Source organism: Sediminibacterium roseum, assembly GCF_009939005.1.
Lineage (GTDB): Bacteria > Bacteroidota > Bacteroidia > Chitinophagales > Chitinophagaceae > Sediminibacterium > Sediminibacterium roseum.
This window is the reverse complement of the sequence record NZ_JAACJS010000015.1, coordinates 1,122,663-1,139,414: the sequence shown is the minus strand read 5'-3', so window position 1 is coordinate 1,139,414 and position 16,752 is coordinate 1,122,663. Positions and strand designations below refer to the sequence as shown.

The following is a 16,752-nucleotide window of genomic DNA, read 5'->3' as shown; positions in this document are numbered from 1 at the left end:
TTTCTTAAGATCGTAAACCGACGATACAAAACAAACGATTGACTATGCTGTTAGACATACCAACCTTATTAGCCACCGACTTTCATTGGGGCGAGTTGCTGCAGCCGCAGTTTTACATACAGCATGGCGGGTTGTGGTTGCTGTTGTTCGTGGTGTTCGCCGAAACAGGACTGTTCGTCGGCTTCTTTTTGCCGGGCGACAGCCTTTTGTTTGTTGCCGGCATTTACAGTTCTATGATCGCAGAACAGATCGTAGTTACTGGCAATGAATATTTTGATCTTTTTATTTTACTTGTGCTCATCTCCATCGCCGGTATCGCGGGTAATGCGGTGGGCTATTGGTTTGGCAGAAAGGTTGGCCCAACGATGTATACCTGGAAAGAGAACTTCCTCTTCAAGCGCCGCTACCTTCGCGAAGCGCATGATTTTTATGAGAAACACGGCGGTGGCGCCATCGTGATCGCGCGTTTTATTCCCATCGTAAGAACATTTGCACCCATCGTTGCAGGCATCGTGCAGATGAACAAAAGCAAATTCTTTTTCTTCAATGTTGTAGGTTGTATTGCCTGGGTATTCAGTATGCTGTTTGCCGGGCATTTTTTACAGAAATGGATCCTCGCAGAATTTGGTTTCGACCTGAAAGACCACCTGGAAGTGATCGTGCTGGGAATTGTGCTCGTAACAAGCGGGCCCGTTATGATCAAACTTTTCACATCACGGAAAAAGAAAAATAAATCACATACCGACAACGCATGACGACAATGCAGAAACAATACGGTGTTTTTTCGTTGCCCGTTATTGTAGGCGCACTTGGTTTTTTTGTGGATGTGTTTGACCTGCTCCTTTTTTCCATCATCCGGAAGCCGAGCCTTGAATCGCTGCACCTTTCTCCCGAAGATGTTTTGTCGAAAGGCGAACTCATCATCAGCGTACAGATGATCGGCCTCACACTGGGCGGCATCATCTGGGGCATTATGGGGGATAAGAAGGGGCGGTTGAGCGTATTGTTCGGTTCCATCATTTTGTATTCACTCGCCAACATCGCCAATGGAATGGTACAAACCGTTCCGCAGTATGTACTGATGCGTTTCCTCGCGGGCGTTGGCCTGGCGGGCGAACTTGGTGCGAGCATTACGCTGGTGAGCGAGATGCTGCCGAAAGAAAAACGCGGGCTCGGCGCCACGGTGATCACGGTAGTTGGCGTATGCGGTGCGATCGTTGCGTATTTCGTATATCAATACTTTGCAGACTGGCGCCTTTGTTTTTACATCGGCGGTGGAATGGGATTGGTATTGCTCGTGCTGCGCGCGAATGTGATGGAAAGCGGTATGTACGCCGAAGTTAAGAACGCGGGCATTACGCGCGGGAGCCTTGTAATGCTGTTCAATAAAAAAGAAAGGGCGCTGCGCTACCTCAAAGGTGTGCTGATCGGTTTGCCGGTGTGGTATGCCATTGGCATACTCGTTACTTTTTCAGATAAGTTCGGGCGGGAGTTTGGCATAGAAGGCGTAAACCCCGGGCAGGCCATCATGTATCAATACATTGGCATCGGGCTTGGCGACCTGAGCGCGGGATTGCTCAGTAATTTTTTAAAGAGCAGGAAGAAAGCATTGTATACATTTTTCTGTATCCTTTCCCTCTTTATCATTCTCTATTTTATGCAGGGCGTAAACGGAGGAACGCAGGAGGGAATGTACCTGGTGTGCACCGGCCTCGGCTTTGGCGCGGGCTTTTCTGTGTTGTATATCACCATGTCTGCAGAACAATTCGGCACCAACCTGCGCGCATCCACCGCCATTTCCATACCCAATGTGGTGCGGGGCATTTTGCCATTGATCATACTGCTGCACCGCGGATTGAGAACGGTTACCGGAAACTACATCACAGGCGGCTGGCTCACCGGGATCGTGATCATGGCGCTTGCCGTATGGGCCGCGTATCATACAAAGGAAAGTTTTGGGAAAGACATGAATTTTATTGAAGAATAAAGGGAAGAAACAAGCATACAGGATACAAGTTTAACAACTCACAAACCAGAAACCCATGAGCAAAAAAGAATTCGGCATCTTCTCCATTCCCGTGATCGTTGCTGCGCTTGGTTATTTTGTTGATATATACGACCTGCTGCTGTTCACCATCGTTCGTGAGCCGAGCCTGAAAGACCTCGGTGTTGTGTTAACCGATAAGGTGCAGGTGCTTGCGGCAAGCGCGAAGATCATCAACTGGCAGATGGTTGGTTTGCTGATCGGCGGAGTGATATGGGGAACCATTGGCGACAAGAAAGGAAGGCTAAGTGTTCTCTTCGGATCGATCGCCTTGTATTCCGTTGCCAATTTTGTAACGGGTTATGTGCAAACCGTTGATCAATACAAATGGGCAAGATTTGTTGCAGGCATAGGCCTGGCGGGCGAACTTGGTGCGGGCATCACACTTGTGAGCGAGTTGCTGCCCAAAGACAAAAGAGGCGTTGGCACATCACTGGTGGCAGGGGTTGGTTTGTTTGGCGCCGTGTTTGCCTATTTTATTTTCAAGGCAACGGGCGATTGGAGATTGTGCTACAAGATCGGCGGCGGGTTGGGCATTGTTCTATTGATCCTCCGTATCTCCGTTGCCGAGAGCGGTATGTTCAATGCCGTTAAACAACAGGCCAATGTGCAACGCGGAAACATCCTTGCGTTCTTTACCAATGCCACACGCTTCAGGAAATACATTCTTGCCATCTTGATCGGTTTGCCAACCTGGTATGTGATCGGCGTTCTGGTGAATTACAGCAACCGTTTTGCAAAAGAAATGTATGGCGACAACCACATTGAAAGCGGCAGGGCGATCATGTATGCTTACGTAGGCATCGCGATCGGGGATATTTTGATCGGTCTCGTGAGCCAGTATTTCAGGAGCCGTAAAAAAGCATTGCTGTGTTTTTACCTTTTGTGCATTGCCACATTGTTTGTGTTCTTCAGCAGTTACAACAACAGCGACGACAGAATGTACCTTATCTGCGGGCTCCTCGGTTTCAGCACGGGTTTCTGGGCCATCTTTATTACCATGGGTGCAGAACAGTTTGGCACCAACCTCCGCGCCACCGCGGCCACAACCGTGCCCAATATGGTGCGCGGGTCGTTGCCGTTGATCAATATGATGTTTCTAGACCTGTTCCAGAAATCATGGGGCTGGCCGTTGATCAAGAGCGGTGTGATCACGGGAGCGATCGTGATGGTGATCACACTGGTCGCATTTTATTTTACGGAAGAAACTTTTCACAAAGACCTTAACTACGTGGAAGGCGAATTAACCGAACAAACAATTTAGCTTCGCAAAAGCAAAAAAAACAAAATGGAGGAACAGGCACTACAGGATAGCACCGGGCTTTCAGAAGCGAATGCTTTTGAAGACAAACCAGTCAGGTTCCTCGTCATCCGTTTTTCGTCCATAGGCGATATTGTGCTTACCACACCCGTGGTGCGTTGTTTAAAACAGCAGGTTGCAAACGCGGAGGTCCATTTTCTTACCAAGGAGCGTTTCAGCGGGCTTGTTGCACACAATCCTTACATCGATAAGATACATGTGCTTGGAGACAGTTGGGATATGATGATCCATCAACTGAAAGAAGAGCAGTACGATTACGTGATCGATCTTCACCACAACATCCGAACACTCCGCATCAGGAAGGCGCTGAAAAAGGCAAAGCATTTTTCTTTCAACAAGCTCAACATGCGCAAGTGGTTGCTAACGGCCTTAAAAATCAACACGCTGCCGGATGTTCACATTGTTGACCGTTATCTCGATACGCTCAGATCGTTTGGTGTGGTGAACGATGGGAAAGGGCTTGATTATTTTTATCCGGAAAAAGACAAAATAAAAGATACCGATCTTCCCATCTCGCACATACATGGTTATGTTGGTGTGGTGATAGGCGCGGCATTGAACACAAAAAAATTACCCGTTCACAAACTGAAAGAATTGTGCGCGGCCGTCCCGTTCCCGGTTGTGCTATTGGGAGGGCCGGAAGACAAAGAGAATGGAAAAGAAATAGCATCGGTTGATCCTGTAAAGATTTACAACTCCTGCGGAAAATTCAGCCTGAACGAAAGTGCGGATCTTGTGCGCCGCGCAAATGTGATCGTAACGCACGATACGGGTTTGATGCACATCGCCGCCGCCTTACAAAAACCGGTGATCAGTGTATGGGGCAATACCGTTCCTGCTTTTGGGATGGGGCCTTATTATGGCAACGCAAATATTCCAAGTGAAATGGTGGAGGTCAAAAACCTGTGGTGCAGGCCCTGCAGTAAGATAGGATATGATAAATGCCCGCTCGGGCATTTCAAATGCATGGAAAAACACAACATGCAGGCGATCTACGAACTGGTTCGCGCTCATTTGTAGTATTTCAATAATTGTATCGGGATTGGCTACGGGTAACATCACCAAAAAAAATCCCCCTGAAAGATCTTTCAGAGGGATTACCCAAAAACCAACTGTTATTTTTTAGGCGCGAAATATTCGTGCTTTACTTGATTCTTTTCGTTTCGCTTTCCAAACCTGTCTGTCTTTGCCTTGCAGATTTCACCTGGTTGCTTCCAAAGCGATAGGTGAAGCTCACGCGGAGTGTTTGGCTCTCCCAGCGTCCGCCGCCGCTTACGTACAAGCCGCCAAAATCGCTTACAGCTGTCCATGGGCTTGTGTGGAAGATGTCTGTTACCGAAACTTTCAAAGTTGCTTTTTTATCGAACAACTGTTTCTGTATACCTGCATCAACACCGCCCTGTGGTTTTGTTTTCCAGGTGGCGCCCCAGATGGAAGGGCCGTTGAACCAGCCGCTTATCTCTGCTGCGTAATCGTGGCCCAGTGTGAATGTGTGTTGCATGTATGCACCATACTGGGCGATATTCGTGTTGATCGAGTTTGCGCCGATCTGCCCTTTGAACATTTGGTAATTGGCCCAGAAATTTGCGTACCCGTTCCACCATTTTGCGATCGGCAAAGGCGACCCGATGCTGAAGCTGATGATGTCTTGTGTGGCCAGGTTCTTCTGCTGTATAAACGTTGCATTGTTTGCGGTATCCGTTGTTTGTGTAGCATAATCTTTCACATGCGCAAAACCGAACGTTGTATTGATCATCGATTTCCAGGTATGGGTGAGCTCGATGTTGTCTGTGTATTGCGGGCGCAGAAAAGCATTTCCTTTTTCGTAGGTCAACTCGTCGAGTTTGTTTTCAAAAGGGTTCAGGTCCTGGTAACTTGGCCTGTCTATCCTGCGGCTGTAGGTGAGGTTCAACGCGTTCTTGTCGTTCACGTTCCATGTCAACGCGGCGCTGGGGAAGAAATCGAGGTAATTTCTTTTCACCGTATTATCGGCCTGGATAATGCCATCTGCCCTTGTAAGGATGCCTTCGTTGTTGGTTTGTTCGAGACGCAAACCTGTTTGCAGGCTCCATTTCGGGTTGAACTGGCGCTGGTAGTTCACGTACGCAGCGTTTACATTTTCCTTGTAGGTAAAGCTGTTGCTCCTGTTGAGTTGTTTTACCGGAACGCCGCTCACATCGTTAAAGAAATCGAATGTGTTGGTGGTCTTCACATAAGAGATCTTTGCGCCGTAGCCGAATTTGCCTTTCCATTTTGGCAGTTCAACATCCACTTTTGCTGTATAGATGTCGATATCAGTAGGCGTGTAGTTTCGGTTGATCACCGAGTACAAAGTAGAACCCGCATTGTCTAAATAATAGTTCGGCTGAAAACTGCGGCCCACGCCACGGAACAGTCCGTAGTCTGCGTCGAAGTTGATCTCTTTCCCCGCCGTATCTGCATAACGTTAGTTGATGTTCGAATTGAAATTGTTCCTGCTGCCCGGTATGGTGTTGAATGCCTGTAATGTTTTTACGTAAGCATTGGTTGGTTTGTAGAACACACGCGTGTTGCTGATGCTGCTCCAGTCGTTATCGCCCAGGTTTGTTGTTACAAGAAACCCGAGGGTGTTTTTGGAATCAACAAAAAAATCGGCACCGGCTTTCACGTTCATGTTCTTGTTATAACTCGCGTTGATGCTGTGCTGATCGTAGATAGAATCTTTTTGTACCCTGTACAGATCCAGCCCGTTCTCATACTTCCCTACATGTCCGCCTACATTGCCGAAGAGGTTTACTTTTTTATCGCGGTAATTGAGGTTTACAGAACCGTTGCCTTTTGGTGTAACGCCCTGTACAAAACCTGTTGTTACGCTTCCGTTGGTGCCGAATTTTTTATTCTTTTTCAGGCGGATGTTGATGATGCCCGCATTGCCGCTTGCATCGTATTTGGCGCTGGGGTTGCTGATCATTTCTATTGCCTCAACATCGTTGCTGTTGATGCCTTTGAGGTAGGCGGCAAGATCCTTTGCGTTGAGCTGGGTGGGTTTGCCATCGATGTAGACCTTTACACCCGATTTTCCTTTCATCGAAATGTTTTCGTTGTTGTCTACCTGTATGCCCGGGCTTTTCTGCAGCAATTCGAGGGCATTGCTCCCGGTTGCATTGATGCTGGCCTCAACATTGAAAATGGTTTTGTCTGCCTTGATCTCTATCATTGGTTTGCGTGATGTAACCGTAACATCCTGCAATTTTTTGGAAGTGAGCGTGAGTGATGCAGCAGCTGCCGCGAAATTTTGCCCGCTGATCTCAAAAGCATCCGAGAATTTCTTATCGTATCCCACGATAGAATAACTCAGCAGGAACTTTCCGTTTTTGGTTGACACGATCTGGAATTTTCCGTCTGCGTCGGTCACATCTGCTTTCACAAGACTGCTGTCTTTCGCTTCCAGGAGCGATACGGTAACAGATTGTAATGCCTTCCCGTTGTGGTCCTTAACCTCGCCTGAAACAGTTGCCCTGCCTTGTGCAGATCCCTGTATGATAAATGCCAGTACTGATAATACTGCTAACGATAAACGTCTCATATTGTTAATTTTTGTGCTAATGTGACGCAAAGGACATCCAAATGTTACAGTACGGATATGTGATTGAGGATGGAAAGCCGCAAAGATGGGATGAGCGGCAGAAAAAAAAGGATGGGTATTACCTGAAGCAGGAGCCTTACCAGCGCCAACCACATGTTTATGTGATCACAATTTTCGCCACAGATTTCACAGAAGAACACAGATGGTTTCGGTGTGATCGATCTTCGCGACAACATCTGTGTTCTTCTGTGAAATCTGTGGCAAAAAAAATCCCCCTGCATGCAGGAGGATTCTCAAAAATGTACACCCGAATTATAAGGTCTTCAACACATCGTTCATGCTTCTAACAGCTTCTGCGCTTTTATTGAAGAGGGCCTGTTCTTCTTCGTTGAGTCCGAAGTCGAGGATTTTTTCCCATCCGTTGCGGCCGATCACTACAGGAACGCCGAGGCAGATATCCTTCTGGCCATATTCGCCTTCGAGGCTCACACAGCAGGTAAATAATTTTTTCTCGTCGCGAACGATGGCTTCTACCAACGCAGCGCCTGCTGCGCCCGGTGCATACCATGCGGAGGTTCCGAGCAGTTTGGTAAGTGTTGCGCCGCCTACCATTGTATCAGCAACGATCTGTTTTTGCTGTTCTTCGCTCAGGAAACGGGATACCGGAACGCTGTTCCATGTTGCGAGGCGGATCAAGGGGATCATGGTTGTGTCGCCATGGCCACCTACCACAACTGCGTTGAGGTCTGCCGGACTGCATCCCAGGTGTGTGCTGAGCTGGTATTTGAAACGTGCGCTGTCTAAGGTACCACCCATACCAATGATGCGGTTTTTTGGCAAACCGGTCGATTGCAGGGCAAGGTAGGTCATGGTATCCATTGGGTTGCTGATCACGATGATGATCGCATCCGGGGAATGTTTGAGGATGTTTTCGGTAACGCCTTTTACGATGCCTGCATTGGTACCGATGAGTTCTTCGCGTGTCATACCGGGTTTGCGCGGCAAACCTGAAGTGATCACCACTACATCAGACTTTGCTGTTTTGGCATAGTCGTTCGTGCTTCCCGAGATACGGGTATCGAAACCGAGTAGGGCTGCTGTCTGCATCATATCCTGTGCCTTGCCTTCTGCAAAACCTTCTTTGATATCGAGTAAAACCAATTCATCGGCCAGTTGCGCACGGGCGATATTATCGGCACAGGTAGCACCTACGGCACCGGCACCTACAACAGTTACTTTCATAAAAAGCTATTTTAATTAGGGAAGAATTTTTTGACGCTGCAAAGGTAGGGGTTGGATGGATCGGAAACTTTCGGGATGAGGGAAATTTAGCCGCGGGCCTTTGACGGCGGGGCATCCTTCAAATTCCAAATGCCACTATAAACCGCTGGCTCACAGGTAAGGCCTATTTACCACCGTAAACCAGCCTGATCAGATCCCTTGCCTCCGGAACTTCCGTTACCTCGGGGTCAAATACTTTTTCCAGCAAACCCTGCTTATTGTACAAAACCACGAACGGCGTCCGGGTTACGCGGAAAAATGAGGGAATAAAGTATTGCGGATCGCGGCCCACGCGTACATTGGCAAACTGGTCGAGTTTGTAGTAAGATGCGAAGCCTTTGATGTCTTCCAGCGGTTTATAGGCCACAAAAACAAAGAATGCGTTTTTGAGGCTGTCCATGTTTTTCACGATCTCGGTTGCTTCGTGCTGGCAATGCCCACAGTCGGGCGAGAAGTAAATGATGAACGTGTGATCGTATTTCGACACGGGCACCTGGTCCCTGGTGAACCATGTACTGTCTGTAAGCAAAATATTGAAGGCCGGCATTTTCGGGTCTTTCTTATACGCAGGCTGTTCTACCTGCGGGTTTGCGGCCGTGGCATCTTTTTTTGCCTGGTTGTTCTGGGCAGATACCGTTCCCATCATCAAAACCAAAATGAAAAAGGAGAGTAGTTGTTTCATATGATTCAAATTGCTTGTTTCTTTGCCTTTTTGTTGTCCAAATGATCAAACCCATGTTCCCGAATTTCTGACCAGGGCATGTTACTTGCCATGGCCCATCATCCGCATCTGCTTGGCATCCTGTAAGAAGTCTGATGCAAAGATGAAGTTATTCAACAGTTCATCTTTGCTGAAGATGATGTCCTTGTTGGTTCCTTCCCATTGTTTGCGGCCCTTGTGGAGGTATACGATGTGATCGCCGATCTCCATCACACTATTCATGTCGTGCGTGATCACGATGGTGGTGGTATTGAACTCCCGGGTGATCTCCTGGATCAGTTTATCGATCACCAGGGATGTTTGCGGGTCGAGGCCCGAATTGGGTTCATCGCAAAACAAATACTTGGGGTTGAGTACGATTGCCCTTGCGATGCCCACTCTTTTTTTCATACCGCCGCTGATCTCCGAAGGGAAACGGGCATTCGCATCTACCAGTTTAACGCGTTCGAGCACCTCGTTCACCCTTTTCTTTTTTTCTGAAGAAGAAAGCTTGGTAAACATGTCGAGCGGGAAAGTTACGTTCTGCTCAACCGTCATCGAGTCAAACAGCGCCGTTCCCTGGAAAAGCATGCCGATCTGCTGGCGGAGGAGTTTGCGTTGTTCGTCTTCCATCTTCATCATGTCAACGCCGTCGTAAAGTATTTCGCCGCTGTCGGGTTCAAACAAACCTACCATGCACTTGGTGAGAACGGTTTTGCCGCTTCCGCTGGTGCCGATGATAAGGTTGCATTTACCGGCTTCCATGGTAGCAGTGATGTCGTCGAGAATAACCCGTTCGCCAAACTGTTTGTGTATGTTCTTTATTTCGATCATGGTACGTTAAAAAGTTATTTCCACCTGGTTGCGCAGCAGATCTTCGAAGGTATCCCTTTTACCGATGAGGTGCGGCTGTCCTTTGATAACCAAAACCTGTGCCGGTTTAAACCTGGAATTGTAATTGCTTCCCATTTCAAAACCATAGGCGCCTGCGTTGTAGAACACCAGCAGGTCGCCCTCGCGTACTTCCGGCAGTTGCCTGTCGGCCGCAAACGTATCCGTTTCGCAGATGTTCCCGGTGATGGTATAAGTATGGATTGGCGCATCCGGGTTTGAAATATTGGCAATACGGTGGTAGGATTCATAGAACATCGGCCTGATGAGGTGGTTGAACCCGCTGTTTACACCCGCAAACGTGGTGTTTCCTGATTGTTTCATCACATTTACCTGCGTAATAAAGTAACCACATTCACTAACAAGGAATTTTCCCGGCTCAAACCATGCTTCAAAATCGCGGTTGTAGGCATCTTTAAGCCGCTGCATCGCTTCGGCCACTTTCTCCCCGAGCAGGGGAACGTCGGTGCCTTCCTCGTCTTCGCGGTACGGAACCTTGAAGCCGCCGCCAAGGTCGAGGTAAACCAGCTCCCTGAAATGGGGAACGAGGTCGAAAAAGATATCGGCCACTTTCATGAACACCGATACGTCTTTGATCTCGCTGCCGGTATGTACATGCAGGCCGGCAATAAAAATATCATGCGCTTCTACAAGTGCGAGAATATTGTCGAGCTGCTCTATCGGGATACCGAATTTGCTTTTCTCATGCCCCGTAGAAATCTTCAGGTGCCCCCCTGCCATGATGTTGGGCCTGAGGCGAATGCCTACCGGGTACGAATGCCCGTATTTTCTTCCGAATTTTTCCAGATTCGATAAGCTGTCGATATTGATGTTCACCCCCAGTTCCACCGCCTCTTCGATCTCGCTGAAAGCGATGCCATTGCTGGTGTACAGGATATTCTCTTTTTCAAAACCCGCAAGAACCGCCAGTTTTACCTCGTTGATGGAGCTGCAGTCTACATGGCAACCCAGTGCATGGATGTGTTTGAGGATATTGATATTGGTAAGGGCCTTGCTGGCATAAAAAAAGCGCGACTTGCTCTGCCTGAAAGCGGATTGAAGTTTATGGAACTGTTCTGTTATTTTTTCTGCATGGTACACATACACCGGCGTGCCGTATTCGTTGGCAATGCTGGTGAGCTGTTCGTTGGATAGGGTAGCGGACATGTTGTGATCTGGAAGTTTTACAATTTGAAATCTTGAAATTGATGGAAGGTACTTTAATTTTTCCTGAAACGCATACGGCAAGGGTTGAAAACAAAAAGCACATAGGGGTTCCATATGTGCTTTTTAATTTTATGTAAGTAGCAAACGTTGAATCAGCAACCTGGTTACTCTGGTTTGTCGTCTCCGTTCTTTTCGTCCTGTTCGTTGTCTTCGCTTCCTGTTGCGTTGTCCTGTGGCTCCTCACCGGTTTCTTCTTCCCCGTTCCCGGTTTCTGTTTCGGTTTCGTCTGCTGCCGATCCTTCATTTCCTTCCTGTTCTTCCGGGTTCTCGTTTTGTTCCTTGATGATCAGTTCTCCTTCTTCGTTTACGGTAAGTTCAGAAACCTCTGCATCTACGCCGTCTTCAGAAACGGTATTGGCAACATTCTGGTCGGTAAAGTCTTCGGGGTTGATGATGGTGCCTTCCACGATCTGTTCTGCAAGCACTTCCTGTATCTTGGGGAGGTCTGCTGCCGAGTTGATGCCGAAGTAATCCATAAAGTTTTTGGAAGTGGAATATACCAGCGGTTTGCCCGGCATGTTTTCATTGCGGCCGCTGATGAGAACGAGTTCTTTCTCGAGTAATTTCTGGATGCTGTAGTCGCTGTTCACCCCGCGTATCGCTTCAATCTCACCTTTGGTGATGGGTTGTTTGTAAGCGATGATGGCGAGTGTTTCGAGTGCGGCGTTCGACAATCGTTTCAGGAATTTATCGCCATTGAGTTGCGCGATGGTGCTGTGAAAAGCCACCTTCGTAAGAAACTGCCACCCGCCGCCGCTTTCTTTTACTTCGAACGGGTAAAATTCTGAAGAATATTTTTCACGGATGCCTTCCAGCGCGCTCTCTACCTGGTCGGGCATCACTCGCTCTTCAAGAAAACCAAAGGTGTTGTTGATCAGCTCAACAATATCCAATGAAGTCAATGGCTTCTCGCTTGCAAAAATGAGTACCTCGATGTGAGGGATGATCTGGCTTATCTCCATTTCGATTCGTAGTTAATAATTAATAACCAGCAATGGAATCAGGATAATCAAATTCTTAATTATCCATTACCAATTACTAATTACCCCGCTATCCCTGCAATGCCGCCGCACCACTAACGATCTCTGTGAGCTCGGTGGTGATCGCTGCCTGTCTTGCGCGGTTGTAGCTGATCTTGAGTGTTTTTAATAATTCGTTTGCATTGTCACTGGCTTTGTCCATCGCAGTCATACGTGCACCATGTTCACTGGCATTGCCATCAAGCACGGCTTTGTACAATTGTGTATTGAGGATCTTAGGCATCAGTTCTGCGATCAATTCTTCTTTAGCGGGCTCGAAAATAAAGTCAGACTTTTTGCCACCCGTTGCGGTTGCCACTTTGGGGATCGGCAAAAACTGTTCTGCAACAAAACGCTGGGTCGCCGCATTTTTGAATTCGCTGTAAACCACTTCCACCGCATCGAACTGTTTGTTCTCAAAAGCTTCCATTGCCGCTTTCGATGCTTCCTGTACGCTTTCGAAGCTCAGGTGCTGGTAGATATCTTTGAAGGTGTCGTTTGTTTTATAACCGGCTTTGGTCAGGCTCTCATAACCCTTTTTACCAATGTTCCAAATGGTAACATTGCCTTTTTTAAGTTGGGAAGGATATTTCTCGGCAACCGTAAGCTTGGCCAGTTTCACAATATTGGCATTGTAACCGCCGCACAAACCCCTGTCGCTCGTGATCACGATCAGCAATACGTTCTCCACGGGTCTTTCTTCCGCCAGTTTGAGGGTCATACCGCCTTCAATGCTGCTCACAATATTGCTTAGCATTTCCTGGAGTTTCTGCGCATAAGGCCTCATCTGTGTGATCGCCTCCTGTGCACGGCGCAGTTTGGCCGCACTCACCATCTTCATCGCCTTTGTGATCTGCTGCGTGCTCTGTACACTCTTGATCCGGTTACGTACCTCTTTTAACTGTCCTGCCATCGTATGTAAGTTTCAAGTTTTCAGGTTTACAGGTACAGCATAAGCCCTGCTGCCTTACGGGCTGTACCTTGTATCTTTATTTTAAGGCTGCAAAAGTAGCAGAATCGGGGCTAAATTCCATCGTTTTGGTGAAAAATCGGTGCAAATGGGGATTTTAAAACGTTGCCCCATCAACCGGGCCCGAACAATCCCGCGTAACACGCCATCCCGCGCCCGGAACGCCCGGCCCAGGGTAAGTTGGTCCGCTGGCGCAGGCGCGCTTACACCATACTCCGGAAACTGGTAAACCTTCTTTAATATCTATGTACCTGGTATTTGCTGCCCCCAAATTCTTTACCTTCGCCAGCCTGTGTAATATGCCAAATTGGCTCGAAAAAATCTTTCGCATCCTTTTTGACTGATTAAAAACCATTATACACCCAGACCAGACCCCTATGTTGAAGTTTATCTCAAAATTATTCGGCGGCAGCAAAAGTGAAAAGGATGTTCAGCAACTGATGCCGATCGTTCAGAAAACAAACCAGTTTTTCCAGGAATACCAGTCCTTGTCCAACGACGCCCTCCGCAACAAAACCCAGGAATTCCGTGAGCGCATCAAACAACACCTTTCAGGCGTGGATGCGGAAATTGCAGAGCGCAAGGAAGCGGCGGAAAAGTTATCAGAGGTAGACATACACGGCCGCGACGCCATCTACCAGGAAGTAGACAAACTCAAAAAAGACCGCGATAAAAAGATCGAGGAAATACTGGCCGAGATACAACCCGAAGCGTTCGCCGTTGTAAAAGAAACAGCGCGCCGCTTTAAAGAAAATACGGAGCTGGTTTCTACGGCAACGCAGCTCGACCGCGACCTGAGCGTTAAAAAAGATTACATCAGCATCAATGGCGACCAGTCTGTTTATAAAAATACATGGACAGCCGCCGGCGGCGCCGTAACCTGGAACATGGTGCATTACGATGTACAGCTGATCGGTGGTAGCGTTCTGCACCAGGGTAAAATTGCCGAGATGGCAACCGGTGAGGGTAAAACATTGGTATCTACTTTACCTGCCTATCTCAATGCGTTGGCGGGCGAAGGTGTTCACGTGGTAACGGTGAACGATTACCTCGCCCGACGAGACAGTGAATGGAACGGAACCATTTTCGAATGGCTGGGATTGCGGGTAGACTGTATCGACAAGCATGAACCCAACAGTGAGGCGCGCCGCAATGCCTATCTCGCAGACATTACCTATGGAACAAACAACGAATTTGGTTTCGATTACCTGAGAGACAACATGGTTCATACACCGGAAGAAATGGTACAACGCAAACACCATTTTGCAATGGTGGATGAGGTGGATTCCGTTTTGATCGATGATGCGAGAACGCCATTGATCATCTCCGGCCCCATCGGGCATGTAACCGGCGAACAGCAATTCTTCGAACTCAAGCCAAGGATTGAAAAACTGGTAGAGGCACAGAAACGCGCCACCAACCAGTTCCTCAACGAAGCCAGGAAAAAGATAGCGGAAGGAAACGATGACCCGAAAGACGGCGGCCTCGCGCTTTTCCGCGCGCACCGTGGTTTGCCGAAGAACAGCGCCCTCATCAAATACCTGAGTGAGCCGGGCATGCGTGTAAAACTCCAGAAAGCAGAAAACTATTACCTCGCCGATCAGCAGCGCGAGATGCCAAAAGCCGATGAGGAACTGTATTTCTACATCGATGAAAAAAACAATTCGGTAGATCTTACCGAAAAAGGATTGCAACTCATTACACGCTCGGGAGAGGACCAGAACTTTTTTGTTTTGCCTGATATCAGTTTAACACTGGCGGGCATCGACAACGATGCTTCATTATCACCCGAAGAAAAATTGCAGCACAAAGAATCCATCATCAATGAATATTCTGTTAAGGCAGACCGTATCCATACCGTTCAGCAATTGCTGAAAGCGTATACGATGTTTGACAAAGACGTGGAGTACGTGGTGATGGACGGTGCAGTCAAGATCGTAGACGAACAGACCGGCCGTATCCTCGATGGGCGTCGTTATTCAGACGGTCTGCACCAGGCGATCGAGGCAAAAGAAAATGTAAAGATCGAAGCGGCCACGCAAACCTATGCAACCGTAACGCTGCAGAACTATTTCCGTATGTACCACAAACTGGCGGGTATGACGGGAACTGCCGAAACAGAAGCAGGTGAGTTGTGGGATATTTATAAGCTCGATGTGGTAACCATTCCTACAAACGTTCCGGCCATACGCCAGGACCAGCAGGATCTTGTGTTCAAGACCAAACGCGAAAAATTTGGTTCGGTAATAGAAGAGATCGAGAAGATGATCAAGGCGGGACGCCCTGTTCTCGTAGGTACAACATCCGTTGAAGTGAGCGAATTGCTCAGCCGTATGCTGCGCCAGAAGCAGATACCGCATAATGTATTGAACGCAAAACAGCACGCACGCGAGGCACAGATCGTTGCCGAAGCAGGTCTTGCGGGCGCGGTTACCATTGCCACCAACATGGCCGGCCGTGGTACCGATATCAAACTCGGGCCGGGTGTGAAAGAAGCAGGCGGACTGGCCATCCTGGGTACGGAGCGGCACGAGTCGCGCCGCGTAGACAGGCAGCTGAGGGGCCGTGCGGGAAGGCAGGGAGATCCGGGTTCTTCTTTGTTCTTTGTTTCCCTTGAAGACGACCTGATGCGTATGTTCGGCAGCGAACGTATTGCAAAAGTGATGGACTTTGCCGGCTACAAAGAAGGGGAAGTGATCCAGCACAGCATGATCACCAAATCGATCGAACGGGCGCAGAAGAAAGTAGAGGAGAATAACTTTGGCATACGTAAACGTTTGCTGGAGTACGATGATGTGATGAACAAACAGAGAACGGTTATCTATGCAAAACGAAACCACGCCTTGTTTGGCGAACGTCTTGCATTGGACCTCGATAATGCTTTGTATTCTGTTGCAGAAGGGCTCGTTAGTTCTTTCAAGGAACAGGGCGACCACGAAGGCTTCCGCCTGGCAGCGATCGTGAATTTCGGTATCGATTCGGCCATCACCGCAGAAGAATTAAGCAAACTGCCGGAGCATGAGCTCGCGGAAAAATTATACACAGAGGCTGCCGCCAATTATGAAAGAAGGAAACAGGAGCTGATGGCCCAGGCCGTTCCCGTTTTCAAGAACATCAGGCAACAGCAGGGTTCGCATATCGAGAATGTGATCGTACCATTTACGGATGGAAGAAGGGGAATGCAGGCCTTGTCTAACCTCAACAAAACACTCGAAACAAACGGCGCAGAACTGGTGAACGCACTCGAAAGAAGCATTACGCTCGGGTTTATCGACGACGCATGGAAAGAACACCTGCGTGCGATGGATGACCTGAAACAAAGCGTGCAAACAGCCACTTACGAACAGAAAGATCCATTGGTGATCTATAAAATGGAAGCCTTTGAACTGTTCCGTAAAATGGACAGCGAGGTGAACAAAGACATCGTCCAGTTCCTTTGCCATGCCAGCATCCCATTGAGCGATGGCGACGAGCTCAAGGAGGGCCGCCAGAAAAAAACAGACATGAGCCGCATGAGCGCCAACAAAGAAGATGTTGATGCGCCGCCAACGGAAAACGATTACTACGATCCAACACCGGTAAAACAACAACCGGTACAGGTTGGGCCGAAGATCGGCAGAAACGATCCTTGTCCTTGCGGCAGCGGTAAAAAATACAAAGCGTGTCACGGAAAAGACGCGGTTTAAAATCAGGAAGCCTTCACAATTTGTGAAGGCTTTTTTACAGGCTGAGGC

General features: G+C 48.3%; 12 protein-coding genes and 1 pseudogene. 5 read left to right on the top strand and 8 right to left on the bottom strand.

All coding sequences use genetic code 11. The features are described 5' to 3' along the window. Positions 1–44 precede the first annotated feature (44 nt). From GWC95_RS16160 to GWC95_RS16145, 4 genes are read left to right on the top strand one after another with little or no spacing between them, the layout of a single operon-like run. Positions 45–755 carry a DedA family protein gene (locus tag GWC95_RS16160; RefSeq protein WP_161819750.1) on the top strand — a complete coding sequence of 237 codons (711 nt, stop codon included), beginning with the start codon at positions 45–47 and terminating at the stop codon, positions 753–755. Next, complete coding sequence (locus tag GWC95_RS16155) at positions 752–1,987, top strand: MFS transporter (protein WP_237722182.1); 1,236 nt, start codon at positions 752–754, stop codon at positions 1,985–1,987. Before GWC95_RS16160 ends, GWC95_RS16155 begins: the two co-directional genes overlap by 4 nt. A 55-nt stretch (positions 1,988–2,042) precedes the next feature. Then, positions 2,043–3,308 carry an MFS transporter gene (locus tag GWC95_RS16150; RefSeq protein WP_161819749.1) on the top strand — a complete coding sequence of 422 codons (1,266 nt, stop codon included), beginning with the start codon at positions 2,043–2,045 and terminating at the stop codon, positions 3,306–3,308. Between the two features lie 24 nt (positions 3,309–3,332). Further along, positions 3,333–4,385, top strand: a complete 1,053-nt coding sequence (locus tag GWC95_RS16145) for a glycosyltransferase family 9 protein (protein ID WP_161819748.1) — start codon at positions 3,333–3,335, stop codon at positions 4,383–4,385. A gap of 124 nt (positions 4,386–4,509) precedes the next feature. Here the strand turns inward: GWC95_RS16145 and GWC95_RS16140 are convergent. The 8 genes and pseudogenes from GWC95_RS16140 to atpG all read right to left on the bottom strand — a co-directional run. Then, positions 4,510–5,790: pseudogene (locus GWC95_RS16140) on the bottom strand (outer membrane beta-barrel family protein); the annotation flags it as partial. 21 nt (positions 5,791–5,811) lie between these two features. Beyond that, positions 5,812–6,930: a TonB-dependent receptor gene (locus tag GWC95_RS16135; protein ID WP_161819747.1), complete on the bottom strand. Its 1,119-nt coding sequence runs from the start codon at positions 6,928–6,930 to the stop codon at positions 5,812–5,814. A 312-nt stretch (positions 6,931–7,242) separates the two neighbouring features. Further along, a complete protein-coding gene (gene mdh, locus GWC95_RS16130; protein WP_161819746.1) occupies positions 7,243–8,172 on the bottom strand; it encodes a malate dehydrogenase in 930 nt (309 codons plus the stop codon). A gap of 163 nt (positions 8,173–8,335) precedes the next feature. Next, entirely contained in the window at positions 8,336–8,893 is a 558-nt protein-coding gene (locus tag GWC95_RS16125; RefSeq protein WP_161819745.1) for a peroxiredoxin family protein, read from the bottom strand. 81 nt (positions 8,894–8,974) lie between these two features. Continuing rightward, positions 8,975–9,745 (bottom strand): ABC transporter ATP-binding protein, encoded by a 771-nt coding sequence (locus GWC95_RS16120; RefSeq protein WP_161819744.1) that lies wholly within the window; start codon positions 9,743–9,745, stop codon positions 8,975–8,977. 6 nt (positions 9,746–9,751) lie between these two features. Then, a complete protein-coding gene (gene lysA / locus GWC95_RS16115) occupies positions 9,752–10,969 on the bottom strand; it encodes a diaminopimelate decarboxylase (RefSeq protein ID WP_161819743.1) in 1,218 nt (405 codons plus the stop codon). Between the two features lie 164 nt (positions 10,970–11,133). After that, complete coding sequence (scpB, locus tag GWC95_RS16110) at positions 11,134–11,991, bottom strand: SMC-Scp complex subunit ScpB (protein WP_161819742.1); 858 nt, start codon at positions 11,989–11,991, stop codon at positions 11,134–11,136. Between the two features lie 88 nt (positions 11,992–12,079). Further along, positions 12,080–12,961, bottom strand: a complete 882-nt coding sequence (atpG, locus tag GWC95_RS16105) for an ATP synthase F1 subunit gamma (RefSeq protein WP_161819741.1) — start codon at positions 12,959–12,961, stop codon at positions 12,080–12,082. A 434-nt stretch (positions 12,962–13,395) separates the two neighbouring features. Between atpG and secA the strand changes: the two genes are divergently transcribed. Beyond that, positions 13,396–16,704, top strand: coding sequence for a preprotein translocase subunit SecA (secA, locus tag GWC95_RS16100; RefSeq protein WP_161819740.1), 3,309 nt, complete (start codon positions 13,396–13,398; stop codon positions 16,702–16,704). The last annotated feature ends 48 nt before the right edge of the window (positions 16,705–16,752 follow it).

Coding starts and splice junctions, on each gene's coding strand:
- GWC95_RS16160 (WP_161819750.1), top strand. CDS start 45: ATGCTGTTAGACATACCAACCTTATTAGCCACCGACTTTCATTGGGGC.
- GWC95_RS16155 (WP_237722182.1), top strand. CDS start 752: ATGACGACAATGCAGAAACAATACGGTGTTTTTTCGTTGCCCGTTATT.
- GWC95_RS16150 (WP_161819749.1), top strand. CDS start 2,043: ATGAGCAAAAAAGAATTCGGCATCTTCTCCATTCCCGTGATCGTTGCT.
- GWC95_RS16145 (WP_161819748.1), top strand. CDS start 3,333: ATGGAGGAACAGGCACTACAGGATAGCACCGGGCTTTCAGAAGCGAAT.
- GWC95_RS16135 (WP_161819747.1), bottom strand. CDS start 6,930: ATGAGACGTTTATCGTTAGCAGTATTATCAGTACTGGCATTTATCATA.
- mdh (WP_161819746.1), bottom strand. CDS start 8,172: ATGAAAGTAACTGTTGTAGGTGCCGGTGCCGTAGGTGCTACCTGTGCC.
- GWC95_RS16125 (WP_161819745.1), bottom strand. CDS start 8,893: ATGAAACAACTACTCTCCTTTTTCATTTTGGTTTTGATGATGGGAACG.
- GWC95_RS16120 (WP_161819744.1), bottom strand. CDS start 9,745: ATGATCGAAATAAAGAACATACACAAACAGTTTGGCGAACGGGTTATT.
- lysA (WP_161819743.1), bottom strand. CDS start 10,969: ATGTCCGCTACCCTATCCAACGAACAGCTCACCAGCATTGCCAACGAA.
- scpB (WP_161819742.1), bottom strand. CDS start 11,991: ATGGAGATAAGCCAGATCATCCCTCACATCGAGGTACTCATTTTTGCA.
- atpG (WP_161819741.1), bottom strand. CDS start 12,961: ATGGCAGGACAGTTAAAAGAGGTACGTAACCGGATCAAGAGTGTACAG.
- secA (WP_161819740.1), top strand. CDS start 13,396: ATGTTGAAGTTTATCTCAAAATTATTCGGCGGCAGCAAAAGTGAAAAG.